This window comes from Streptomyces sp. NA04227, assembly GCF_013364195.1.
Lineage (GTDB): Bacteria > Actinomycetota > Actinomycetes > Streptomycetales > Streptomycetaceae > Streptomyces.
Genome location: NZ_CP054918.1, coordinates 4,692,174 through 4,715,254, shown reverse-complemented (window position 1 = coordinate 4,715,254; position 23,081 = coordinate 4,692,174). Strand labels below are relative to the sequence as shown.

18 protein-coding genes are annotated in these 23,081 nt (G+C 72.5%); 7 read left to right on the top strand and 11 right to left on the bottom strand.

The genetic code is table 11. The features are described 5' to 3' along the window. Window positions 1-76: 76 nt before the first annotated feature. The gene (locus tag HUT18_RS20125) at window positions 77-499 is read right to left on the bottom strand and encodes an SH3 domain-containing protein (protein ID WP_176101991.1); all 423 of its coding nucleotides are present in this window, start codon (window positions 497-499) and stop codon (window positions 77-79) included. 239 nt (window positions 500-738) lie between these two features. Between HUT18_RS20125 and HUT18_RS20120 the strand changes: the two genes are divergently transcribed. After that, window positions 739-3,153, top strand: coding sequence for a serine/threonine-protein kinase (locus tag HUT18_RS20120; protein ID WP_176101990.1), 2,415 nt, complete (start codon window positions 739-741; stop codon window positions 3,151-3,153). Window positions 3,154-3,235: 82 nt separating this feature from the next. On the opposite strand, the gene ilvD is transcribed toward HUT18_RS20120, so the two are convergent. Next, window positions 3,236-5,086 carry a dihydroxy-acid dehydratase gene (gene ilvD, locus HUT18_RS20115; protein WP_176101989.1) on the bottom strand — a complete coding sequence of 617 codons (1,851 nt, stop codon included), beginning with the start codon at window positions 5,084-5,086 and terminating at the stop codon, window positions 3,236-3,238. A 396-nt stretch (window positions 5,087-5,482) separates the two neighbouring features. Here ilvD and HUT18_RS20110 point away from each other — a divergent pair, with 396 nt between their 5' ends. Continuing rightward, on the top strand, window positions 5,483-7,660 hold the full coding sequence (locus HUT18_RS20110) for a SpoIIE family protein phosphatase (protein ID WP_176101988.1): 2,178 nt from the start codon (window positions 5,483-5,485) through the stop codon (window positions 7,658-7,660). Window positions 7,661-7,734: 74 nt separating this feature from the next. Here HUT18_RS20110 and HUT18_RS20105 read toward each other — a convergent pair whose 3' ends face one another. The 3 genes from HUT18_RS20105 to HUT18_RS20095 all read right to left on the bottom strand — a co-directional run bounded on the left by HUT18_RS20105 (window position 7,735) and on the right by HUT18_RS20095 (window position 10,201). Beyond that, window positions 7,735-8,349, bottom strand: coding sequence for a TetR/AcrR family transcriptional regulator (locus tag HUT18_RS20105; RefSeq protein ID WP_176101987.1), 615 nt, complete (start codon window positions 8,347-8,349; stop codon window positions 7,735-7,737). Beyond that, on the bottom strand, window positions 8,346-9,170 hold the full coding sequence (locus HUT18_RS20100) for a sugar phosphate isomerase/epimerase (protein ID WP_176101986.1): 825 nt from the start codon (window positions 9,168-9,170) through the stop codon (window positions 8,346-8,348). The genes HUT18_RS20105 and HUT18_RS20100 overlap by 4 nt, the downstream gene beginning before the upstream one ends. An 86-nt stretch (window positions 9,171-9,256) precedes the next feature. Continuing rightward, a complete protein-coding gene (locus HUT18_RS20095) occupies window positions 9,257-10,201 on the bottom strand; it encodes a Ppx/GppA phosphatase family protein (protein ID WP_176101985.1) in 945 nt (314 codons plus the stop codon). Window positions 10,202-10,528: 327 nt separating this feature from the next. On the opposite strand from HUT18_RS20095, the gene HUT18_RS20090 reads away from it, so the two are divergent. Further along, complete coding sequence (locus HUT18_RS20090) at window positions 10,529-11,326, top strand: hypothetical protein (protein ID WP_254879056.1); 798 nt, start codon at window positions 10,529-10,531, stop codon at window positions 11,324-11,326. A gap of 39 nt (window positions 11,327-11,365) precedes the next feature. Here HUT18_RS20090 and HUT18_RS20085 read toward each other — a convergent pair whose 3' ends face one another. Next, the gene (locus HUT18_RS20085; RefSeq protein WP_254878718.1) at window positions 11,366-13,339 is read right to left on the bottom strand and encodes a hypothetical protein; all 1,974 of its coding nucleotides are present in this window, start codon (window positions 13,337-13,339) and stop codon (window positions 11,366-11,368) included. A gap of 312 nt (window positions 13,340-13,651) precedes the next feature. Between HUT18_RS20085 and radA the strand changes: the two genes are divergently transcribed. The 3 genes from radA (at window position 13,652) to HUT18_RS20070 (ending at window position 16,652) form a co-directional block, all read left to right on the top strand. Then, on the top strand, window positions 13,652-15,061 hold the full coding sequence (gene radA, locus HUT18_RS20080; protein ID WP_176101984.1) for a DNA repair protein RadA: 1,410 nt from the start codon (window positions 13,652-13,654) through the stop codon (window positions 15,059-15,061). A gap of 67 nt (window positions 15,062-15,128) precedes the next feature. Continuing rightward, window positions 15,129-16,253: a DNA integrity scanning diadenylate cyclase DisA gene (disA, locus tag HUT18_RS20075; protein WP_176101983.1), complete on the top strand. Its 1,125-nt coding sequence runs from the start codon at window positions 15,129-15,131 to the stop codon at window positions 16,251-16,253. Between the two features lie 138 nt (window positions 16,254-16,391). Beyond that, on the top strand, window positions 16,392-16,652 hold the full coding sequence (locus HUT18_RS20070; protein ID WP_176101982.1) for a hypothetical protein: 261 nt from the start codon (window positions 16,392-16,394) through the stop codon (window positions 16,650-16,652). A gap of 39 nt (window positions 16,653-16,691) precedes the next feature. Here HUT18_RS20070 and HUT18_RS20065 read toward each other — a convergent pair whose 3' ends face one another. Further along, window positions 16,692-17,735 carry an aldo/keto reductase gene (locus tag HUT18_RS20065; protein WP_176101981.1) on the bottom strand — a complete coding sequence of 348 codons (1,044 nt, stop codon included), beginning with the start codon at window positions 17,733-17,735 and terminating at the stop codon, window positions 16,692-16,694. Window positions 17,736-18,086: 351 nt separating this feature from the next. Between HUT18_RS20065 and HUT18_RS20060 the strand changes: the two genes are divergently transcribed. Next, window positions 18,087-18,242: a hypothetical protein gene (locus HUT18_RS20060; protein WP_176101980.1), complete on the top strand. Its 156-nt coding sequence runs from the start codon at window positions 18,087-18,089 to the stop codon at window positions 18,240-18,242. A 31-nt stretch (window positions 18,243-18,273) separates the two neighbouring features. On the opposite strand, the gene HUT18_RS20055 is transcribed toward HUT18_RS20060, so the two are convergent. From HUT18_RS20055 to HUT18_RS20040, 4 genes are all read right to left on the bottom strand, one after another. Next, window positions 18,274-20,247 carry a caspase family protein gene (locus tag HUT18_RS20055; protein ID WP_176101979.1) on the bottom strand — a complete coding sequence of 658 codons (1,974 nt, stop codon included), beginning with the start codon at window positions 20,245-20,247 and terminating at the stop codon, window positions 18,274-18,276. Then, window positions 20,244-20,660, bottom strand: coding sequence for a hypothetical protein (locus tag HUT18_RS20050; protein WP_176101978.1), 417 nt, complete (start codon window positions 20,658-20,660; stop codon window positions 20,244-20,246). Before HUT18_RS20050 ends, HUT18_RS20055 begins: the two co-directional genes overlap by 4 nt. 101 nt (window positions 20,661-20,761) lie before the next feature. Next, on the bottom strand, window positions 20,762-21,556 hold the full coding sequence (locus HUT18_RS20045; RefSeq protein WP_176101977.1) for a hypothetical protein: 795 nt from the start codon (window positions 21,554-21,556) through the stop codon (window positions 20,762-20,764). Between the two features lie 206 nt (window positions 21,557-21,762). Continuing rightward, on the bottom strand, window positions 21,763-22,905 hold the full coding sequence (locus HUT18_RS20040; RefSeq protein ID WP_176101976.1) for a hypothetical protein: 1,143 nt from the start codon (window positions 22,903-22,905) through the stop codon (window positions 21,763-21,765). Window positions 22,906-23,081 lie beyond the last annotated feature (176 nt).

Sequence of the window (23,081 nt, the reverse complement as noted above, 5' to 3'; positions counted from 1 at the left end):
TGCGGCTGCGCTCGCCGGAGCTCACCCCGCCGAGCTCACCCCCGCCGAGGTCACACCTCCCACGGCACCGTCCCGGTCAGGTGCACCGCGGCGCCACGTACCCGTCGCTGCCCGTCCTGACGTACGCGTCCGCGACGAACTCGCCGAGGGCGATGTTGTCCCACAGGTTCGTGGTGCCATAGGGGCCGGAGACCCACTGGCCCGGGGCCTGGCAGCGGATGCGGACCCTGCTGCCGGGCGGGAGGACGCGCACCACGCCGTACTGGGTGCCGGGGCCGCTGCGGACGTTGAGGGAGTAGCCCGGTGCGGTGGGGTAGGTGACGGCGGCGGCCGCGAGCGTCGTCGCACCGTCTGCCGGGCTCGCGCCGTCCGTCGGGTCCACGCCCGCAGGTGCCGCCACGACGTCCGTCCCGTCGGTGGCCGGATCGGCCGCTCTCGTCTCCGCTTCCGTTCTTGTCTTCACTTCCGTCGCTTCCGCCTGCGCACGGTCGACAGCCATGCCTGCTCCCCCTCCGGATCCCCCCACGGATCCCGTCCAGTGATCGCGGCGACCGGTCCCCGCGACCAATCACCCACCGCGGGCCGAATGGTCAACCCTCGGTACAGAGACGGCCCTTGGGCCGAAAAGGGCCGGTGCGGGCGTCACACGCGGAGGCTAGCAAGCCCTTGCAGCCCCGGACGAAGCATCGACTAGGCTCCGTGAGTCGCGCGCCGGAGGAACAGCACGGGGGTGGGTCCATGGCGCCACAGAGAAGCATCGGTACCGGAACGGACGCGAAGTCTCCCGAGTTCGCGGGCCGTTACCGGCTGGAGGCGCGCCTGGGTTCGGGCGGCATGGGTGTGGTGCACCTGGCCCGCAGCGACTCGGGGCTGAACCTCGCCGTGAAGGTCGTGCACACCGAGTTCGCCCGGGACCCCGAGTTCAGGCGGCGGTTCCGGCAGGAGGTGACGGCCGCCCGGCGCGTCAGCGGCGCCTTCACCGCGCCGGTCGTGGACGCCGATCCGGACGCCGAACGCCCGTGGATGGCCACCCTCTACATCCCGGGCCCGACCCTCGCCGAACAGGTCAAGCGGAACGGGCCGTTGGCGCCCGCGATGCTGCGGCGGCTGATGGCCGGGCTCGCGGAGGCGCTGCGGGACATCCACCGGGCCGGGGTGGTGCACCGCGACCTCAAGCCGAGCAATGTGCTGCTCGCGGACGACGGCCCGAAGGTCATCGACTTCGGGATCTCCCGCCCCAAGGACAGTGAACTGCGCACCGAGACGGGCAAGTTGATCGGCAGCCCGCCGTACATGGCACCCGAGCAGTTCCGGCGCCCCCGCGAGGTCGGCCCGGCCGCCGACATCTTCGCCCTCGGCTCCCTCATGGTGCACGCCGCCACCGGCAAGGCCCCCTGGGACTCCGACAGCCCCTATCTGGTCGCCTACCAGGTCGTGCACGACGAGGCCGACCTCTCCGCACTGCCCGAGTCCCTGGTCCCGCTGGTCGAGGCCTGTCTGTCCAAGGACCCCGAACACCGGCCCACCGCCGACGAGTTGATGTCCGACCTCCGGGGCATCGCCGCCTCCTACGACACCCAGGCCTTCATCCCCGCCCAGCGCACCGCCCGCCATCCGGACGGCGGCTCGGGGTCCTGGTCACCGGTGGAGGACGCGGGGGCCGAGGCGGGTGCGGGCGCGGGTGCGCACTCGGGCGGTACGGAATCGTCCCGTACCGAGTCTCCCCGTACGGACTCCTCGAGTACCGATTCTTCTCGTACGGGCAACTCCAGTACTGGGAAAGGCAGTTCGCGCGACGCGTCCCGTACGGACGACTCCCGTACGGACGACGCCGAGCCACCCTCCGTAAACACCGCCCACCCAACTCCCCGTAACAGAAAGGCGATTGTCCTCTCGGCGATCGCCGCCGCAGTCGCCGCCTGCGCGGTGGCGGGAAGTCTGCTGTGGCCGGGCGGGGAGAAGAACCAGACGGCGGACGGGCGGCCGGTGGGCGGGGAGCGGGCCGCGTTCGAGCCGTGGCACGAGGATCTGCCGGGCGGTTCGGCCGACGCGCTCGGCGCCACGCCGCTGTGCTCGTACGCCGAGGGTGCCGTCTACTGCACCCAGCCGGGGCTCCCGGGTGCCGCGCTCGACTCCCTTACGGGGAAGCTCCGTTGGGGGCCCGAGGCGAAGAACCCCTCCGGGCCGGACGCCACGGCCGACGCCGGCTCCACGCCCGTACTCGCGCCGCGCCTGATGGGCAGCCTCGTCTACACGCTGAGCGAGGACGGGCGGACGCTGCTCGCCCTGGACCGGGACACTGGTCAGGAACGGCGTGCCACCGCGCTCTCGTCGTACGGGGACTCGGGGGCGACCGGATCGTCCGGATCCTCTGCGTCGTACGGGACTTCGTTGCGGTTCGCGTCCGGCACGGTGGTGCTCGGCGGTGCGGACGGAACGGTCACCGGGATCGATCCGGTGACCGGGAAGCAGCGGTGGCGGCAGCCGGTGGCCGGTCAACTCGCCCCGGCGCTCTCCCTGTTCGGCGACAGCCAGAGTGCGGGCGGCGAGGTGGTGTTCGTGGCGCGGCAGTCGCGGGACGGGCTGAGCACCCGGGTGACCGCGCTCGACGCACGCTCCGGCGACCCGCGCTGGGAACACCCGTTCGCGGGGGTGGTCCGGCCGATCGGGGTGGACGCGAAGGGCGAGGCGGTGCTGATGCGGATCGGTACGGACGGCCGTACCGACGAGCTGGTGCGCTACCGCTCCGCCGACCGCTCCGAGCAGCGGGTACGGCTGAGGCTGCCGGTGGACGAGGCCACCGCCGCGGTGCACGGCGACCGCGCGTATCTGGTCGCCTCGGGTGGGGCGGTGGTCGCCGTGGACCTCGCGGCGGGCAGGCAGGTGTGGCGTACCGAGACCGCCGTCAGCGAGGGCTCGGCCCCGGTCGCCGACGCAGGGCAGGTGTACTTCTCGGCGCCCGACGGACGGCTGCTCGCCCTGGCCGCGGACGACGGCCATCCGCTCGGCCAGACCCGGGCCCGCGGCGCACTCGCCACGGACCGGGTGGTGGCGCGGGTGCCCACACCTGTTCTCGCCGGAGGACAGGTCTACGCGAGCGCCCCGGACGGCTCGGTCTTCGCGGTCAACAAAGCCAATCCGGCGGTGTGGTAGCCCAACAAGGCCCATCCGCTGGTGTGTTGAGCCGGACCGGACGAGTGTCGTCCCGGTCCGGCCCTGCCCAACCCGGCCCGGCTCAGCCCAACTTGGAAACGTCCCGCACCGCGCCCTTGTCCGCGCTGGTGGCCATCGCGGCGTAGGCGCGCAGGGCCGCGGAGACCTTGCGGTCGCGGTTCTTCGGCTCGTAGACGCCGCCGAGGGCTTCGCGGCGGGCGGCCAACTCGGTCTCGGGGACGAGGAGTTCGATGCTGCGGGACGGGATGTCAATACGGATCCGGTCGCCGTTCTCGACCAAGGCGATGGTGCCGCCGGAGGCCGCCTCCGGCGAGGCGTGGCCGATGGAGAGGCCCGAAGTGCCGCCGGAGAAGCGGCCGTCGGTGACCAGGGCGCAGACCTTGCCGAGGCCGCGGCCCTTGAGGAACGAGGTCGGGTAGAGCATCTCCTGCATGCCGGGGCCGCCCTTGGGGCCCTCGTAGCGGATGACGACGACGTCGCCCGCCGTGACCTCCTTGCGCAGGATCTTGTCGACGGCCTCGTCCTGCGACTCGCAGACCACCGCGGGGCCCTCGAAGGTCCAGATGGACTCGTCGACACCGGCCGTCTTCACGACACAGCCGTCCTCGGCGAGGTTGCCGCGCAGGACCGCGAGGCCGCCGTCGGCGGAGTAGGCGTGGGCGACGTCGCGGATGCAGCCCGCGGCGGCGTCGGTGTCGAGGGTGTCCCAGCGCTCGGACTGCGAGAAGGCCTCGGCGGTGCGCTTGCAGCCGGGGGCCGCGTGCCACAGCTCGACGGCCTCCGGCGTCGCGGCACCGCCGCGGATGTCCCAGTCGTCCAGCCACTGCTTGATGCCGGGCGAGTGGACGGTGTGCACGTCCTCGTTGAGCAGCCCGCCCCGGTACAGCTCGCCGAGGATGGCCGGGATGCCGCCCGCGCGGTGCACGTCCTCCATGTAGTACGTGGTGGTCGGGGCGACGTTGGGGGCGACCTTGGCGAGGCAGGGGACGCGGCGCGAGACGGCGTCGATGTCGGTGAGGTCGTAGCCCGCCTCCGCCTCCTGGGCGGCGGCGAGCAGGTGCAGGATCGTGTTGGTGGAGCCGCCCATGGCGATGTCGAGGGCCATGGCGTTCTCGAAGGCGGCGTGGGTGGCGATGTTGCGCGGCAGGACCGAGTCGTCGTCCTGCTCGTAGTAGCGCTTGGTCAGCTCGACGACCGTGGCGCCCGCGTTCTCGTAGAGGGCACGGCGGGCGGTGTGGGTGGCGAGGACGGAGCCGTTGCCCGGCAGCGAGAGGCCGATGGCCTCGGTGAGGCAGTTCATCGAGTTGGCGGTGAACATGCCGGAACAGGAGCCGCAGGTCGGGCAGGCGTTCTCCTCGATACGGAGGATGTCCTCGTCGGAGATGGACTCGTCGACCGCGTCGGTGATCGCGTTGATCAGGTCGAGCTTGCGGACGGTGCCGTCGACCAGGGTGGCCTTGCCCGCCTCCATCGGACCGCCGGAGACGAAGACGGTGGGGATGTTCAGGCGCAGGGCGGCCATCAGCATGCCCGGGGTGATCTTGTCGCAGTTGGAGATGCAGATCAGGGCGTCGGCGCAGTGCGCCTCGGTCATGTACTCGACGGAGTCGGCGATCAGGTCGCGCGAGGGCAGCGAGTAGAGCATGCCGCCGTGGCCCATCGCGATGCCGTCGTCGACGGCGATGGTGTTGAACTCGCGCGGCACCGCGCCCGCGGCCTTGATCGCCTCGGAGACGATCCGGCCGACCGGCGCGAGGTGGGTGTGGCCGGGCACGAACTCGGTGAAGGAGTTCGCGACCGCGACGATCGGCTTGCCGATGTCCCCGCTCGCTACGCCCGAGGCGCGCATGAGGGCACGGGCCCCCGCCATGTTGCGGCCGTGGGTGACAGTGCGGGACCTCAGCTCGGGCATCGTCGCTCGCTCCTTCTCGGCCGGGCCGCTCACGGACCGGCGGTCTTCGGCACGGCCCGGCGTACGGTCTCGCCGGGGCGTGGCGTGCTGCGGCAGGCACCGGGTGCGGGTCCGGAGGGGGTGGGCCCGTACGGTGGGAGCCTGTCGTTCGAGCGTACGCCGGTCCTCCAGGATCCGGACGCCTCGTCCGTGATATGGGACGGATGTCTCGCCCCGCGACCGGACCGGAGCGGCGGGCGAGGGCCGGTGCGGAACGGCCGCGGGAACGGCTTCACGACCGGCCGCGGGAACGGCTTTCGGAGCAGCCGTGGGAACGGCTGCGCGACGGGTCGCGGCGGGTACGGAGAGCGACGCGCACGCCACCCGCCTTGTACCGAAAACACCTATATTGCCGGTATGGACGATGCCGATCGGCTGCTGCGCGAGCTCGCGATTGACATGCGGGCGAACCAGGCCGAGGCGACCGGGCACATGATGGAACAGCTGGAGAGCGAGATCCCCGAGCTCGGCGATCCGGACGTCAACGCGGGCGCCCGGGACCTGGTCACCCAGACGGTCGGCATCTTCCTCGACCTCATCGAGAACGGCTTCGACTACGGCGAGGAGCCGCCCGCGCACCCCGTGGCGGCGGTCAAGCTCGCCCGTATGCTCGCCGACCGCGACATCCCGGTCAGCGCCATGCTCCGCTCCTACCGGCTCGGGCTCGCCGTCCTCACCCCGCTGCTGCTGGAGAACCTCGCCCGCCGCACCGAGGACCCCGCGGTGCTCACCTCGGCCACGATCAAGCTCGCGGCGGCCGGGCTGACCTGGATGGACGTCGCCTCCGAGCGCGCCTTCACCACGTACCAGGAGGAGCGCGAGCGCCGGGTGCAGCGGCAGCTGGAGCTGGTCACCGAGGCGAGCACCAGCATCGGCACCACGCTGGACATCGGCGACACCGCGCACGAGCTGGCCGACGTCGGCGTACGGCACTTCGCGGACCTGGTCGCCATCGACCTCCTGGAGGACGTGCTCGCGGGCGAGGCCAACGAGCCCGGCCCGGGGCCACTGGTCCTGCACCAGTTCGCGCTGTGCTCGGCGCACGATCCGCAGCTCACCGCGAGCGCCCAGCGGCTGAGCTACCCGGAAGGTTCGCCGCCGGAGCGGGCCATCCGCAGCGGCCAGTCGTCCCGGCACCGCCTGGACAACCCGCGCTCCCCCGACTGGCACCGCGCCGACCCGGTGACCACCCGCGCCTTCGAGGAGCACGACATCGGGTGGGTGCTGCTCATGCCGCTGCGGGCGCGCGGCTCGACCCTCGGCATCGCCCGCTTCTTCCGGCGCGGCGACCGGCCCGGCTACTCCGACGAGGACATGCTCCTGGTGCGCGACCTGGTCGCCCGCGCCGCCGTCTCCATCGACAACGCCCGCCGCTACACCCACGAGCGCGCCACCGCGCTGACCCTCCAGCGCGCCCTGCTCCCCCAGCACCCGCCCGAGCAGTCCGCGGTCGACGTCGCCTCGCGCTATCTGCCCGCCGGCTCGCACGCCGGCGTGGGCGGCGACTGGTACGACGTGATCCCGCTGTCGGGCGCCCGGGTGGCCCTGGTGGTGGGCGACGTGGTCGGGCACGGGCTGTACGCCTCGGCGACCATGGGGCGGCTGCGTACGGCGGTGCGCACCCTGGCCGATGTCGACCTGGCGCCCGACGAGCTGCTCACCCACCTCGACGACGTGGTGATCCGGCTCGGCGGCCAGGACACCGAGCACGGCCAGGAGTCCAGCGCGACCTGTCTGTACGCGGTCTACGACCCGGTCTCGCGGCAGTGCAGCGTGGCCAGCGCCGGTCATGTGACGCCCGCGGTGGTGAGCCCCGAGGGCGAGGTCAGCTTTCCCGACCTGCCGATCGGACCGCCGCTCGGCCTAGGCGGACTGCCCTTCGAGAAGTCCGAGCTGATGCTGCCGGAGGGCAGTCTGCTCACGCTGTACACGGACGGCCTGATCGAGGGCCGCCACCGGGACGTGGACACCGGGCTCGCCATCCTCACCGAGGTCCTGCGCGAGTCGGCGGCCCCCGGCCGCGGCGCGAGCCTGGAGCAGATCTGCGACGCCCTGACCGGCCGTCTCGTCTCGTCCCGGCCCACCGACGACATCGCCCTGTTGCTCGCCAGAACCAAGACACTCGACGCGGACCAGGTCTTCGTCATGGACCTGGCCGCCGACCCGTCCGTGGTCTCCGAGGCGCGCAAGGCCACCGTCGAGGTGCTCGACCGCTGGGGCCTGGCCGACACCGGGTACACCGCCGAGCTGGTGGTCAGCGAGCTGGTCACCAACGCCATCCGGTACGGCAGCAGCCCGATCAAGCTGCGCCTGATCCGCGACCGTGCCCTCATCTGCGAGGTCTCCGACGGCTCCAGCACCTCGCCGCATCTGCGCCGGGCCCGCGTCTACGACGAGGGCGGCCGCGGCCTGCTGCTCGTCGCCCAGCTCGCCCAGCGCTGGGGCACCCGCTACACCCGGGACGGGAAGATCATCTGGGCCGAACTCCCGTTGCTGCCGGACCTGTCGGCGTTGATGTCCACGTTCGAGGAGTGAGGGCCGCCGCGTTCGGGCCGTAGGTCGGCCTTCGGGGGAGTGAGGTCGCGTGCGAGCGCCCGGCGCGTGCGCCGCTACTCCCCCACCAGATGCCGCTGCACCACCGGCGCCACCCGCCGCACGATCTGTTCCGGGTCCGCCGAGGCCAGCGGCTCCACCTTGATCACGTACCGCAGCATGGCGATGCCGACGAGCTGGGCGGCCGCGAGTTCGGCGCGCAGTTCGGCGTCCTCACGGTCGAGCCGGGCGGCGATCCGGAGCAGCAACTGGGCCGCGATCAGGCGCCGGAAGACCGCGGCGGCCGCCTCGTTGGTGACGGCCGAGCGGACCACGGCGAGCAGCGGCGCGCGGGTCGCGGGGTTCTCCCAGATGCCGAAGACGAAGCGGGTGAGGCGCTCGCCGACCTCCTCGACGGGCCCGGCGGCCACCGCGTCCGGCGCCTCGAAGGCGGGCGCGAAGGACCGGGCGACGGCCGCCTCGAAGACCTGCTCCTTGGTGCCGAAGTAGTGGTGCACCAGGGCCGGGTCGACACCCGCGGCCTTGGCGATGCCGCGTACCGAGGCCTTCTCGTAGCCACGCTGGGCGAACTCGGCGCGGGCCGCCTCCAGGATCCGTTCCCTGGTGCCGGGGCCGTCGGCGGCTCCGGCCCGCGGCGGGCGGCCGCGGCGCCGCGGGGCGGGTTCGCTCATGAGCCGCGGACCGGCGCGGCCGAGGCCAGGTGGAGCCGGGTGAAGGCGAGCGCCTCGGCGAGGTCCGCCTCGCGCTCGGCGCTGGACATGGCCCGCCGGGTGTTGACCTCGACGACCACATGCCCGTCGAAGCCGCGCGCCGCGAGCCCTTCGAGCAGCTCGGCGCAGGGCTGGTTGCCGCGGCCCGGCACCAGGTGCTCGTCCTTGCCGGAGCCGGAGCCGTCGGCGAGGTGGACATGGCCGAGCCGGTCGCCCATCCGCTCCACCATCTCCAGCGCCTCGCAGCGCGCGGTCGCGGTGTGCGAGAGGTCGATGGTGAAGTGCCGGTAGTCGTGCCGGGTGACGTCCCAGTCGGGTGCGTACGCGAGCATCTCGCGGTCGCGGTAGCGCCAGGGGTACATGTTCTCGACGGCGAACCGGACGTCGGTCTCGTGCGCCATCCGCCAGATCCCGGAGACGAAGTCCCGCGCGTACTGCCGCTGCCAGCGGAACGGCGGATGCACCACGACGGTGCTCGCGCCCAGCTTCTCGGCGGCCGAGCGCGCCCGCTGGAGCTTGGTCCACGGGTCGGTGGACCAGACCCGCTGGGTGATCAGCAGGCAGGGCGCGTGCACCGCGAGGATCGGCACCCGGTGGTAGTCGCTGAGCCTGCGCAGGGCCTCGATGTCCTGGCTGACCGGGTCGGTCCAGACCATGATCTCGACGCCGTCGTACCCGAGGCGCGCGGCGATCTCGAAGGCCACCGACGTCGACTCCGGATAGACCGAGGCGGTCGACAGGGCGACCTTCGCGTCCGGGATGCGCACCGCTGGATCTGCCACGCATGACAGGGTACGGGCCCCCGTCGGGGTTCAGGTGTGACGCTCTCCATACGGGCCCCCGCGCCGGGCACCCCGTACCGGGCGCGTCACTGGCCGACGACTCCCGGCATGTGGTCGAGGTGACGCAGGATGACGCCCTCGCGCAGGGCCCACGGACAGATCTCCAGGGTGGGGATCCCGAACAGGTCCATCGCGGCCTCGGCGACCAGCGCGCCCGCGAGCAGCTGGCCGGAGCGCCCCTCGGAGACGCCCGGCAGTTTGGCGCGCTCCTCGGCCGTCATGGCCGCGAGCTCGGGTACCCAGGACTCCAGGGCGCCGTGGCGCAATTCACGCTGGACGTACAGGCCCTCCGCGGAGCGCGCGGCGCCGCCGATCCGGGCGAGCTGCTTGAAGGTCTTGGAGGTGGCGACCACATGGTCCGGGCGGCCGAGCCGGGTGAACTCGCCCACCACGCTCGCTATTTCGGCGCGTACGTGCCGCCGCAGCGCCCGTACCGCCTCGCCCTCCGGCGGGTCCCCCGGCAGCCAGCCCGCGGTCAGCCGGCCCGCGCCGAGCGGCAGTGAGACGGCGGCGTCGGGCTCCTCGTCGATGCCGTACGCGATCTCCAGCGAGCCGCCGCCGATGTCGAGCAGCAGCAGCCGTCCCGCCGACCAGCCGAACCAGCGGCGCGCGGCGAGGAAGGTCAGCCGGGCCTCCTCCGCGCCGGTCAGCACGGTCAGCTGGACGCCGGTCTCCTCCTTGACGCGGGCGAGCACCTCGTCGGCGTTGACGGCCTCGCGCACCGCGGAGGTGGCGAAGGTCAGCAGGTCCTCGACCACGCCCTTGTCCTCGGCGGCCTCCAGCGCCTGCCGCACCGCGGTGACCAACTGCTCGACGCCTTCCGGGCCGATCGCGCCGGCCGGGTCGAGAAGCTGGGCAAGGCGCAGTTCCACCTTGTGCGAGTGCGCGGGCAGCGGGCGGGCGCCCGGGTGTGCGTCGACCACAAGGAGGTGAACTGTGTTCGAACCCACGTCGAGGACTCCGAGTCTCATGTACGGCACGCTACTGCCCCTCGGGCGCTCGGCTGACCAGGGGCGGTGCGTTGCGCGCATACCCTTGAGGCGTACCAACGACGAAAATGGCCAAGCCGGGCAAGTCACCCATAGGTGATCCGGTCGCGCCGAAACGGCAAGGGGCACCGGGACCAGGGTTCCGGCACGGTGACGAAAGCGGGAAAGCCAGTGGGCGAGAAGCGCGACAAGCGCCAGAAGCCGGGCAAGGAGAAGGCGAAGGCGAAGACAAAGGTCAAGGTGAAGGGCAAGGAGAAGACCGAGGCGCACGCCGAGCCGCACGCCGAGGAGTCGCAGGCGTCCGCGGTCATGCCCGGGCCGCGTGCCCGTGCCGCCGGGACCGGCGAGGCCGACGAGCAGGGCCTCGACTTCCCGCGTGCCTGGGTCGAGTTCCCGGACCCCGCCGACGACGAACAGGTCTTCCGCTGCGACCTCACCTGGCTGACCTCGCGCTGGAACTGCGTCTTCGGCAGCGGCTGCCAGGGCATCCAGGCGGGCCGCGCGGACGACGGCTGCTGCACGCTCGGCGCGCACTTCTCGGACGAGGACGACCAGAAGCGGGTCGCCGGGCACGTGGCGCGGCTCACGCCCGACATCTGGCAGAACCACTCCGTCGGCACCGTCTCCAAGCACGCCTGGGTGCAGGAGGACGAGAACGACGGCGAGCTCCAGACCCGCCGTTACGAGGGCTCCTGCATCTTCCAGAACCGCCCCGGCTTCTCCGGCGGCGCGGGCTGCTCGCTGCACATCCTCGCCGTACGCGAGGGCCGCGAGCCGCTGGAGACCAAGCCGGACGTGTGCTGGCAGCTCCCGGTCCGCCGTACCTACGACTGGATCGAGCGTCCCGACGACACCAAGGTCCTGCAGATCTCCATCGGTGAGTACGACCGCAGGGGCTGGGGCCCCGGCGGCCACGACCTGCACTGGTGGTGCACCTCCGCGACCTCCGCACACGGCGCGGGCGACCCGGTCTACGTCTCCTACCGTCCCGAACTCGTCGAACTGATGGGCAAGGCCGGTTACGACCGCCTGGCCGAACTCTGCGAGCAACGCCTGGCGTCCACACTGCCGTTGGTGGCTCCGCATCCTGCCGATCCGGTGGGCTGACGGGACTGACGGGGGGCCGTGCCGTGAGGCCGTACGGCTCTACCGCGACGGTGATCCGTCCGTGGGAGACGGGGAGTCGGTCGGCTCGGCCGGGCCCGTGTTGGAGGCGGTGGGGGTCGGACTCGGGCTGCTCGGGGGCGGGGTGGACGGCTGGGTGGTGCCGGAGGGCGGCGGCGAGGTCGGCTCGGTGGGCGGTCGCGTCGGGGACGGCGTGTCCGGGGGAGTGCCGGTGTGCGGGGGCGGAGTGTTCGGCGGGGTGGGCCGGGTCGGCGTCGGGCGCCACCTGCCGTAGCCCTCGACGGAGATCAGCGCGCCCGAGGGGGCGAGGGCGACGGTGGCGCGCCAGTGGCCCGTGGGTTCGCGCACGCGGTCGACGTGGACCCGGATGGTGACCGATTCGCCGGGCTCCAGGGTTCCCGAGGTACGGCTGAGCAGCAGCCAGGGGGCGCTCGGTGCGGCGGTCCAGTGCACGGGTTCGCCGCCGGAGGCGCGCAGGGTGATCTCGGTGAGGCCGTTGCCGGACGTGGCGTCCACGCTCAGGCGGCCGGGCCCCGACTCGCTCTCGGAGGGACTCGCGCCGGAGCTGACCACCTCCACGGAGACATCGGGCGCGAGCCCGAGGCCGGGGAACGGGGAGCCGTCGGTACTGCGGGCGTTCCCGGCGTTCTCGTACTCGGCCGGGGTCTCGTCGGGCCCGCCGCGCTCGGCCGCCGCGGCCGAGGGTCCGTGGCTGCCCTCGCCGGTCAGCGGGGCGCCCCGGTAGGCGGCCCAGAGCGCGACCACCGGTGCGGCGATCACCGCGGCGACGACCGTACTCGTCAGGGCGCGCGCCCGCAGGCGCTCACGGCGCGCGGCGCGGTCCTTGGGGTCCATGGGGAATCCGCGCCGGTCGAAGCGGGGTTCGCCGAACCGTGACGCCCGGCGTGCGCGGTGTGCACGCGGGGCCCGCGCGGAGCCGGGGCGCGCGTACGCGCCGAGCACGGACAGCTCGGCACGCGGCGCGGCCACCATCGGCAGCGCCGGGTCCACGCTGGTGCCGGGCCACACCCCGGGTGCCGCGCGCTCGGCGGTACGGCGGCAGCGCGGGCAGTCGTCCACGTGCCGGACCAGTTCACGGCGCAGGGCGGTGCCGAGCAGGAGCTGGTGGTCGCCGGTGAGCCGGGCGACGGTCGGACAGGTGCCGCGTTCCACGACGGCGAGCGCGGCCCGGGTCCGCTCGACCTCGCAGGCGGCGGAGGCGAGCAGCTCGCGGGTGGCGATCCGGTCGAGCCCGAGCACGGCGGCCACCTCGTGCGGCGCCAGCCGGTGCCGTACGGAGAGTTCCAGCGCCTCCCGCTGCTCGGACGTCGTGCCCGCGGCCTCCGGCCAGGCGAGCAGGGCGAGTTCACGGCGCCGCAGGGATTCGGTCTCGGGCGAAGGGCCGCCGGCGAGCGGCGCGGATGCGTCGGCGGACTGCGAGGAGTGGTCCGCGCCGCCCGGTGAAGAGTCGTCACTGCTGTGGGCGGCGCGGGAGGTGTGGCGCGCGGCGGCGTGCGTGCCCTGGCGCTTGCGCCGGGCCTCGGCGAGGGCGCGCAGACAGGACCAGCGGGCCAGGGCGTAGAGCCAGGCACGGCGTTCGGAGGCGACGGCCGGGCCGCGGCGCCGCTCGGCCACCCGCAGCACGTCCGCCAGCGCGTCCAGGGCGAGATCGTGCTCGCACAGGACGGACAGGCAGTACGTGAAGAGCCCGTCGAGCTGTTCCCCGTCATAGACCGCCGGGTGCCGCCGCCCGTCGTACCGGCGCCCGGAATCGGACTGCTGGACCTCGGACTGCTGCCCCGCGGGCTCCTGCCCGCCACCGGTGCCGGACCGTTCCGCCTCATGAGCGGGCGCACCCGCCTCGTGAGCAGAGCCGCTGGCCTCCGCCCCACCGACCTCCCCGTCGCGCGCCGGAGTGCGGCGGCGCACGTCGCCGCGAGAGTGCGCCCGGTGCGCGCCGGTGGAGTGGGTCGGGGGCTGGTGCCTGCTGCTCATCACCTCAGCGACCGTAGGCCCGCCCCGGGGCGGCTTCGACCGTCTTGCGTACTTTTAATTCGTCCGGGTGAAGAGTTCCCTCGAAGGGGGACGCGAGCACCTCGCATTCGCCCCATTCCCACGGCATATTCCCGGCGTACGGCACCACAGCGCGCGCTCATCCGAACGTGTTCACGCCCCCAGCGCGCGCCACTCCGGCCGCACCTCGTGCCGTACCCGCCGCCGCACCTGCCGCCGCACGCCCTGCCTCAACTCCCGCTCCTTCCCCGGCCCGTGCCACCCATGTCGGTACCGACCGCTACGGTTCCCTCCATGGCTGCCCGTACGAAAACCGCCAAGGACCGGCCGTCCTACCGCTGTACCGAGTGCGGTTGGCAGACCGCGAAGTGGCTCGGCCGCTGCCCCGAGTGCCAGGCCTGGGGCACCGTCGAGGAATACGGCGCCCCGGCGGTGCGCACCACCGCACCGGGACGCGTCACCTCCTCCGCGCTGCCCATCGGCCAGGTCGACGGGTCGCGGGCGAGCGCGCGGAGCACCGGTGTGCCCGAGCTGGACCGAGTGCTCGGCGGCGGCCTGGTGCCGGGCGCCGTCGTCCTGCTCGCGGGCGAACCGGGTGTCGGCAAGTCCACCCTGCTCCTGGACGTCGCCGCGAAGGCGGCCGCCGAGGACCATCGCACGCTGTACATCACCGGCGAGGAGTCGGCGAGCCAGGTGCGGCTGCGCGCCGACCGCATCAAGGCCATCGACGACCACCTCTACCTGGCCGCCGAGACCGACCTGGCCGCCGTACTCGGGCACTTGGACGCGGTGAAGCCCTCGCTGCTGATCCTGGACTCGGTGCAGACCGTCGCCTCGCCGGAGATCGACGGCGCCCCCGGCGGCATGGCCCAGGTCCGCGAGGTCGCGGGCGCGCTGATCCGCGCGTCCAAGGAACGCGGCATGGCCACCCTCCTGGTCGGCCACGTCACCAAGGACGGCGCCATCGCGGGCCCGCGCCTGCTGGAGCACCTGGTGGACGTGGTGCTCCACTTCGAGGGCGACCGGCACGCCCGGCTCCGCCTGGTCCGCGGCGTCAAGAACCGCTACGGCACCACCGACGAGGTCGGCTGCTTCGAACTGCACGACGAGGGCATCACCGGCCTCGCCGACCCCTCCGGCCTGTTCCTCACCCGCCGCGCCGAGCCGGTGCCGGGCACCTGTCTGACGGTCACCCTGGAGGGCCGCCGCCCCCTGGTCGCCGAGGTCCAGGCGCTCACCGTCGACTCGCAGATCCCCTCGCCCCGCCGCACCACCTCGGGCCTGGAGACCTCACGCGTCTCGATGATGCTGGCCGTGCTCGAACAGCGCGGCCGGATCAGCGCCCTCGGCAAACGGGACATCTACTCCGCGACGGTCGGCGGCGTGAAGCTCTCCGAACCCGCCGCCGACCTGGCCGTGGCCCTCGCCCTGGCCAGCGCCGCCAGCGACACCCCACTGCCGAAGAACCTGGTCGCGATCGGCGAAGTGGGCCTCGCGGGCGAGGTGCGGCGGGTCACCGGCGTGCAGCGCAGACTCGCCGAGGCACACCGTCTCGGCTTCACCCACGCCCTCGTACCGGCCGACCCGGGGAGGATCCCGGCGGGCATGAAGGTCACGGAAGTCGCGGACATGGGGGATGCTCTGCGAGTACTTCCGCGTTCACGTCGAAGTAAGGCCCCGCAGGAGGAGAGCGAGCGCCGGTAGACTTTGCCCCGGTCTCGCCCGTCGCTCGCCGAGGGGCAGCCCAAGAACCTGCGACCCGAGGAGTGCAGTGGCAGCCAACGACCGGGCAGCGACTCCCGGCAAATCCGGCGGGATCTCCGCCGCCGATGGGCTGATGCGTGCCTCGCTGAGCGCCGTCGCACCGGGCACCGGGCTGCGTGACGGCCTGGAGCGGATCCTCCGGGGCAACACCGGAGGCCTCATCGTGCTCGGCTGGGACAAGACCGTCGAGTCCATGTGCACCGGCGGTTTCGTCCTCGATGTCGAGTTCACCGCGACCCGGCTGCGCGAGCTGTGCAAGCTCGACGGCGGCATCGTCCTCGACAAGGACATCACCAAGATCCTTCGGGCCGGTGTGCAACTGGTACCCGACCCGACCATCCCGACCGAGGAGACCGGCACCCGGCACCGCACCGCCGACCGTGTCTCCAAGCAGGTCGGCTTCCCGGTGGTCTCGGTCTCCCAGTCGATGCGCCTGATCGCCCTCTACGTCGACGGCCAGCGCCGCGTCCTGGAGGACTCCGCCGCGATCCTGTCCCGGGCCAACCAGGCCCTGGCCACCCTGGAGCGCTACAAGCTGCGCCTCGACGAGGTCGCGGGCACCCTCTCCGCCCTGGAGATCGAGGACCTGGTCACGGTCCGCGACGTCACCGCCGTCTCCCAGCGCCTGGAGATGGTCCGCCGGATCGCCACCGAGATCGCCGAGTACGTGGTCGAGCTCGGCACCGACGGCCGTCTGCTCGCCCTCCAGCTGGAGGAGCTGATCGCGGGCGTCGAACCGGACCGCGAACTCGTCGTACGCGACTACGTCCCCGAGCCCACCGCCCGCCGTTCCCGTACGGTCGACGAGGCCCTGTCCGAGCTGGACTCGCTGAGCCACGCCGAGCTGCTCGAACTGCCCACGGTCGCCCGCGCGTTGGGCTACACGGGCTCCCCCGAAGCCCTGGACTCGGCGGTCTCCCCGCGCGGCTTCCGCCTCTTGGCGAAGGTCCCGCGCCTGCCCGGCGCCATCATCGACCGCCTGGTGGAACACTTCGGCGGCCTGCAGAAGCTCCTCGCCGCCAGCGTCGACGACCTCCAGACGGTCGACGGCGTCGGCGAGGCCCGCGCCCGCAGTGTGCGTGAGGGGCTGTCGCGGCTGGCGGAGTCGTCGATTCTGGAGCGGTACGTCTAGGGGTACGTCCAGCGGTACGTACGAGGCCGCGCGGCAGGACCCCTTGCCGCCCGTTATGCCTGTGCCCCGGCCGCGGCTCGTCCGGGGCGCCGCACAATTCAGTCGTGCCGTCGGGATTCGGTCCCTAGGATCCTGCCCGTGCCAGCACCCTCCGGATTCCAGTACGAGCAGCGCGGCGACACGGTCGTCATCACGCACCATCACCGCACCGCCGCGACCCTGCGCGGCGGGCGGGCGCAGAAGTTCCTGGCCGAAGTGGGCTCCGGGGACCCCCAGTTGGTGATGGCGCGCTGGACCGGCGCGTATCGCTTCGGGAACGAGCGCACCGCACGTGAGCACCCGCGCAACCGGGGCGGCGGGAAGGGGAACGGCGGGCGGGGCGCGGGCCGCAGAGGCTGAACCCCACGGCCGCGAGCCCGCCCAAAACGCCACCCTTCCTCAGCTCCGCCGCTGGATGTCGGCCCCCTTGTCCCCGTACACGGTCCGCACCACCCGGGGCTCCAACAGAAACTCGTGGGGGAAGCCCAGCGGTACGGCGCTGAGCTCGTCCAGGCGGGTCAGGGCGGCCTCGTCCAGGTGCACGTCGAGGCAGCCGAGGTTGTCCTTGAGCTGGCTCTCCTTGGTGGCGCCGAGCAGTGGGACGATGTTGCCGGGGCGGGTGCGCAGCCAGGCGAGACAGACCTGGGCCGGACTCCAGCCGCCCTGTTCGGCGATCGCGCCCACCTCGGTGACGATACGGTCCTCGCGCTCGTTGCCCGAACTTCCGTCGCCGCCCTGCCCGTTGCCGCCGGACGGGTTGAACCGTCCGCTCTCGCCGCGCAGGTACTTACCCGTGAGACGGCCGCCGGCCAGCGGGCCCCAGACCATCACCGCCTGCTCGAACGCCCTTGCCTGCGGCAGGAGTTCACGTTCGGGGGAGCGGTCCAGGAGGTGGTAGCGGAGCTGGGAGCCCGCGAAGGAGGTCCAAGCCCGCAGCTCGGCAAGGGTGTTGGCCTGGGCGATCTCCCAGGCGGCCCAGTCGGAGACGCCGAGGTAGAGCACCTTTCCGGCGCGTACCAGGTCGTCGAGGGCACGCATCGTCTCCTCGACGGGGGTGTGGTTGTCCCGCGCGTGGACCCAGAGCACGTCGAGCCGGTCGGTGCGCAGCCTGCGCAGGCTCGCCTCCACCGACTGCACCAGGTTCTTGCGGTGGTTGCCGCCGGAGTTCGGGTCACCGGGACGGGTCGTACAGGTGTACTTGCTGGCGAGGACGTACTCCTCCCGGCGCCCTTCGAGCAGTTCGCCGAGCACGCTCTCCGAGGTGCCGCCCATGTAGATGTCGGCGGTGTCGACGAAGTTGCCGCCCGCCTCGGTGTAGAGGTCCAGAAGCCGCCCGCTCACCTCCTTCCCGACCGCTCCGGCCTCCTGGGTCCCGAACGTCATTGCGCCCAGGCCGAGTTCACTCACCCTGAGACCGGTCCTGCCGAAGAGCGTGTAGCGCACGATGTTCCTCTCGGAGCTGTGTACGGGAGCTGTGCACGGGAGCTGTGTACGGGAGCTGTGTGCCGAAGCTGTGCAAGGGAGTTGCGTTCGCGAGCACGCGGGGACGCGTGGCGAACCCTTCGCACGCTACGAGTTGGAGCGCTCTCCAAGGCAAGCCGGGCGAGGCGCCACGGATCCGGCGGACGCGTGGGGCGGCAAGGGCAACCACCTCACGCCGACCCCGCCCCGAACTCCTTTGGCGGAACCGTGACTTGGCGCTACGGTTCCAGTGCCGACATGACGTGATCCTGACCATGGCCCGTCGGCCCCTCCCCCCTCCCCCTCCCTCCACACCGATACGGAGCAGCACCTATGCCGGAGAACCAGACGGACGGTACGGAGCAGACTCCGCAGCAGGCGGGCGACAGCAAGGCGAGCGGTAGTGAGCGCTGGGGAGTCACCGAGTGGCTGGAAGCCGCCGTGATCCTGTTCGTCATCGGTGCGGCGCTGTGGCAGTGGCTGGGCTGACCGCCCTTCCGGCGGTCCAGAGCGTCCGTTTTCACCTCTCCAGCCGCCACAGCTGAACGGACCGGCCCCCCGCGGTGGCCACCATGCTGCCGTCGGGGCTGAAGGCGAACTCGTTGATGTAGCCGGGGTGGTTGACCTCGCCGAGGGAGTCGCCCGTGCGGGTGTCCCAGAAGCGCAGGGACACCGAGTCCGCGCTCGCGAGGATCTTGTTGTCGGGGCTGACGGCCAGGCACGTGAGGGGTTCCGTGTGTCCCGTGAGCTCGATGCTCTTGTCCGGGTCGTCCGCGTCGTTCCACAGGCGCACGGTCTTCTCGTAGCCGCCCGCGGCCGTGACCGTGCCGTCGGGGCTGTAGGCGACCGCGGTGACGGCGTCGTGGAAGGTGTCCTCGTCGCTCCAGGTCCACTGGCCGCCCAGGTCGTAGACCTTCACCGCGTGGTCGTAGCCGCCGCTCATGACCGTGTCGCCCTGGGGGCCGAAGGCGACGGACAGGACGTCGTCGGTGTGGTCGGTGAAGACGTCGAGCGGTTCGCCGTCCCCGGCGTCCCAGACCCGCACCTCGTTGCCCTGGCCACCGCTGACCAGCTTGTCCCCGGTGGCGCTGAAGGCCACCGAGTACACCGCCCCCTTGCTGCCGGTCAGTGCCCGGATCTCCTGGCCCGTCGCCACGTCCCACAGCCGGACCGTCCGGTCCGTGCTCGCGCTGGCCAGGACGGCGCCGTTCGGGCTGAAGGACACGCTGGTGAGGGAGTCGGTGTGGCCGGTCATGGTCCGGATCGGTTCGCCGGTGGCGACGTCCCACAGGCGCACGGTCTTGTCGTCGCCGCCTGCGCTGGCCAGCAGGGTGCCGTCGGGGCTGAAGGCGACGCCGGTGGTGAAGTCCGTGTGGCCCTCGAAGGTCCTCCTGAGGGTGAGTCGCACCTGGCCCGAACCCACCGTGTCCGGGTTCGAGGGGCTCGGCCGTGGCTCCGGCTCCGGGCTCGTCGCGGGCGCCGACGGGCGGGCGGCGTTCGTCGCCTCCGGCGTGGGCGCCGAGGAGGACGGGCGGCTCTCGGGCTTGGCGTCGTCGTCCCGAAGCCAGAGCGGAGTGGTCGCGGCGAGGATCACGAGCAGCGCCACCAGGCCCCACCACAGGGGCTTCGGTCCGCTCCGCGAACGGGGCCGGGCGCCGGTGCCCTGGCGGGCACGGTCCCGTGCCGCCGTGGCGAATCTCCGGACGAGCAACGGGTCTCCGGCCAGCCGCCGCGGCAGTGGCCCCTCCCCCGGGGCGAGCGCGCGGTTCCTGACCCAGGGCAGCCGTCCCAGGGCGTTCTGCCCGAACTGCTGGGGCTCCGGCGAGCCGCGAGCGAGCAGCGCGGCCCGCGTGGCCTGCCACACCTCGTCGAGGGTCAACTCGTCGTCCGCGCCCGGGATTCCGTACCGCAGGATGCCGATCAGCTCGCCGGTGAACTCCGGATACGCGCCGTCGTCCGGAGCGAACGACCGCTGGGTGCTGGACGCGGAGGTCAGCAGATAGCTGCCCTCGATGGCGGTGTCGTACAGCTCGCCCCGGCTGACGCGGTCGGTGCCCATGCTTCCGGCGAGCCCGCTGTAACAGCAGTCGATGATGACGATCCGGCGTCGCGCCCGGTGCCCGGCCATCAGGATCTGGCGGATGTCCTGGTAGGCGACGCCCCCGATCTGCGGGTGCTCGTCGTCGGCACCGGCCAGCGCCAGGTACAACTGCTGCGCCCCGCGATCGCGCAGGCCGTGTCCGGCGAAGTAGAGCAGCAGGGTGTCGGTGGTCTCGCGGACCGCGTCCTTGACGGCGGTCAGTACCTGGTCCCGGGTGGCGTCCGCGCCCAGTACGGTCACGTTGCGCGCCGGGATTCCCCAGACGTCCGGGTCACGCAGCAGCGCCACCAGGCGGTCCCGTCCACGGCGCACCGCGGGCAACGGTTCCAGCCGCAGGTAGGCGTCGATCCCGATCACCACCGCCCGGCTGTTCTCCGGGTCGGGGAGCGTCACCGCCCGTCCTCTCGCCCGTCCGGTTCCGCGTCACCGCCGCCGGGCTCCGGGGCGGCCAGTACCTCGGCGATCCGGGCCGCCGTCTCGGGCGAGGCGTCCCGCACGGTGACCCGTACCCCACGGCACTCGATGACCACGGGCACCGACCGCTGGCGGCGCGGCAGGGACGCCCGGAACGCCATGTGCGCGTAGACCAGACCCGCGGTGGAGAAGCCGGACGAGGTGAGGAGCTGGACCCAGGTCATCGGGTCGGCACTCATGGCGCCGCTCGGTCGCGTCTCGCGGTGCCGGATCCTGCCGATCTCCGCGTACCGCCCGACGTCGCGGTCCTCGGCCAGCCAATCCGCCAGTGCGCGGGTCAGTTCACCGCTCTCCGCCCCGTCGGCGGACTCCACGCGGACCCGGATCTCCATGCGCGCCCCCCGAAAGCCCATGCCCTGGGGGATTCTGCACCAGAACTTCCGCGGCGAACCCTGCTTTTCGCGACGTGCTGCGGTGTGACGGGGGGCTGGCGCTAGTCCGCCTTCAGTACGAACGAGGTCTGCGCCTTGGCCACACCGGGCGCCTTCGCCTCGGCGAGGTAAGTGCCGGGGGTCGCCGGGCCGTCCTTCGGCGTGGCGCACTCGGGGGCGCTGTGGTCGCGGTTCCAGGTGAGGGTGCGGGTGGCGCTGCCGTCGGCCGGTACGCGTACGGGGAAGGCGGCGTCGCCCTTGGGGCAGTCCTCGGAGGACCAAATGGCCACGTCGCCCTCGGTCTTGGTGATCGTGAGCACCGTCTTGCGGCCGCCGAGGTCGACCTTGCAGTCCTTGTCCGAGGAGTTCTTCGCGGTGATCTCGATGCGCGGCGTCTCGCCGGGCGCGTAGCGGTTGCTGGCACTGCGGAGCGTCAACTTCACCGCTTTCGCAGGGCAGTTGGCGAGCGAGCTGCCCTCGGGGAGACGGCCGTCGCCCGCGCCGCCCGCACCACCGCCGGAGCCGCCCGAGCCGCCTTCGTCACCGGAGCCCTCGCCGCCGGAACCGCCGTCCTCGCCACCGTCGCCCTCACCGCCGCCGGTGTCCGACTCGTCGCGCCCGCCCGGGTGTTGGCTGATCGCGGGTCCCGTACCGGAGGGGCCGGGCGTGATGGAACTCGCGGGTCCACCGCCCTTGCCGGGAGCGTCCGCCCCGGAGTCGTCGCTGCCCCCGCCGCTCGCGGCGACCGCCCAGATCACCAGGAGCGCGAGCACCACGACTAGGGCAAGCAGAATCGCCCTCCTTCGCCAGTAGATGGTCGAAGGCAACGGACCGACAGGATTGCGCAGAGATCCCACGCCCAAACTGTACGAGAGTCCGGGGCGTTGTCCGGCGCCACCCGCCACCGTAAGGACAACTTTTCCCGATCATCATTTTTCAAGCACAGGTGAACACCCGTACCAGCAAGGTCAGTTGGGGTGACTATGCGCCACTTCACCCTGTTTGTAAGGCAGTTCAGGCCCGCCGTATCTCCGAACCTCGCCCCTCCCCCTAACCACTACCCCTACCGTTCCCGCTCCCCCTCCGGGCGCCGGGACGGCCACTGCCAGGAGACGCCGTGTACGCCGGGGTCGCAGGCCGAGGGGAGGAAGTGCAGGCCGTGGAACGGGTCGACGCCGATGTGCCGTACCTTCTGGCGGCCGCCGTCGAGACGTTCGCGGTAGTAGGCGACGCAGTGCTCGGGGACCGCCTCCGGGTGGAACCGGATGTGCAGCAGGTAGTCCCGCATCCGCGTGACCATCCGGCGCTCGTGGTACGTACCCGGCGAGGCGCAGTCCTCCAGGTGCAGCGCGTACTCGACGAGCACGGTCTCGCCCTTGGCCAGCGGGCGGCCGAAGTGGATCTCGGCGACCAGGCTGTGCACGGAGCGGTCGAACCGCAGGCTGCCCAGCGCCCCGCAGTCCACCTGCATGTCCACGGCCGCGGGAAGCAGGTCGTCGAAGTTGTGCACCACGACGAGGCGGTCCACCCCGTCGCGCACCGCACGGCAGACGTGCGTCACGGCCTGCCGGTACTGGTAGCCCCGCCGGTCCAGGTGGATCGTCTCGCGCAGACTGACGGACCGCAGATCCGCGTTGTACTGCTCAAGCGGGCCGTCGATGAGGCGTTGCAGCGCGGAGTCGGGACCGTAGAACTCCTCGATCGCGCGGCTGTCGGGCTCCGGGAGCAGTGCGGCGCCGCGTCGCGGGGGCGGGGTGAGGAGCGAGACGAGGGCGCCCGCGTCCAGGCCGAGGATGTGCTCCAGTTCGTGCACGGCGCGCAGCGAGGACGGGCGTTCGGGCCTGCTGCGGCCCCGCTGCCAGTGGCTGAGCGTGACCGGGCTGAGCCGGATGCCGCGCGCCGCGAGCCGGTCCCGGATGCGTTCCAGGGTGAGCCCCTGCCTGCGTACCGCCGCCCGCAGCGTCTCGGCGAACTCGCGCCGCTCGACCGGGGGTTGCGGGGCGGGGGGACGGACGGCCGGAGCGGGGCCGGAGCAGACACTCTCACCGGTCGCGCCGTCGCCCGCCGTACCGACGACCGGGCTCCCCCCGCTCGGGTCCGCGCCGCCCGGGTCCGCGCCGCGGGGACTTGGGCCGCCCGGACCCTCCTCCCGTGACTGTCCCGCTCCGGCGGGGGTCGGCGCATGCTCGTCGTTGAATGGGGACACGGGTTTCTCCGGGCGGTGGGGGCAGTCCCTCGTTCTCCGCATGGTCGGTGCGACACAGGACCGGCGCCCATAAATGTGCGATCCCGGCCACCGGACTGACAAGCCCCCCAACGCCCGCGCTTTTAACAAATGGCCCCACATCAGTTAGCCGATGCGGGGGCCGGGGATGGATTCCG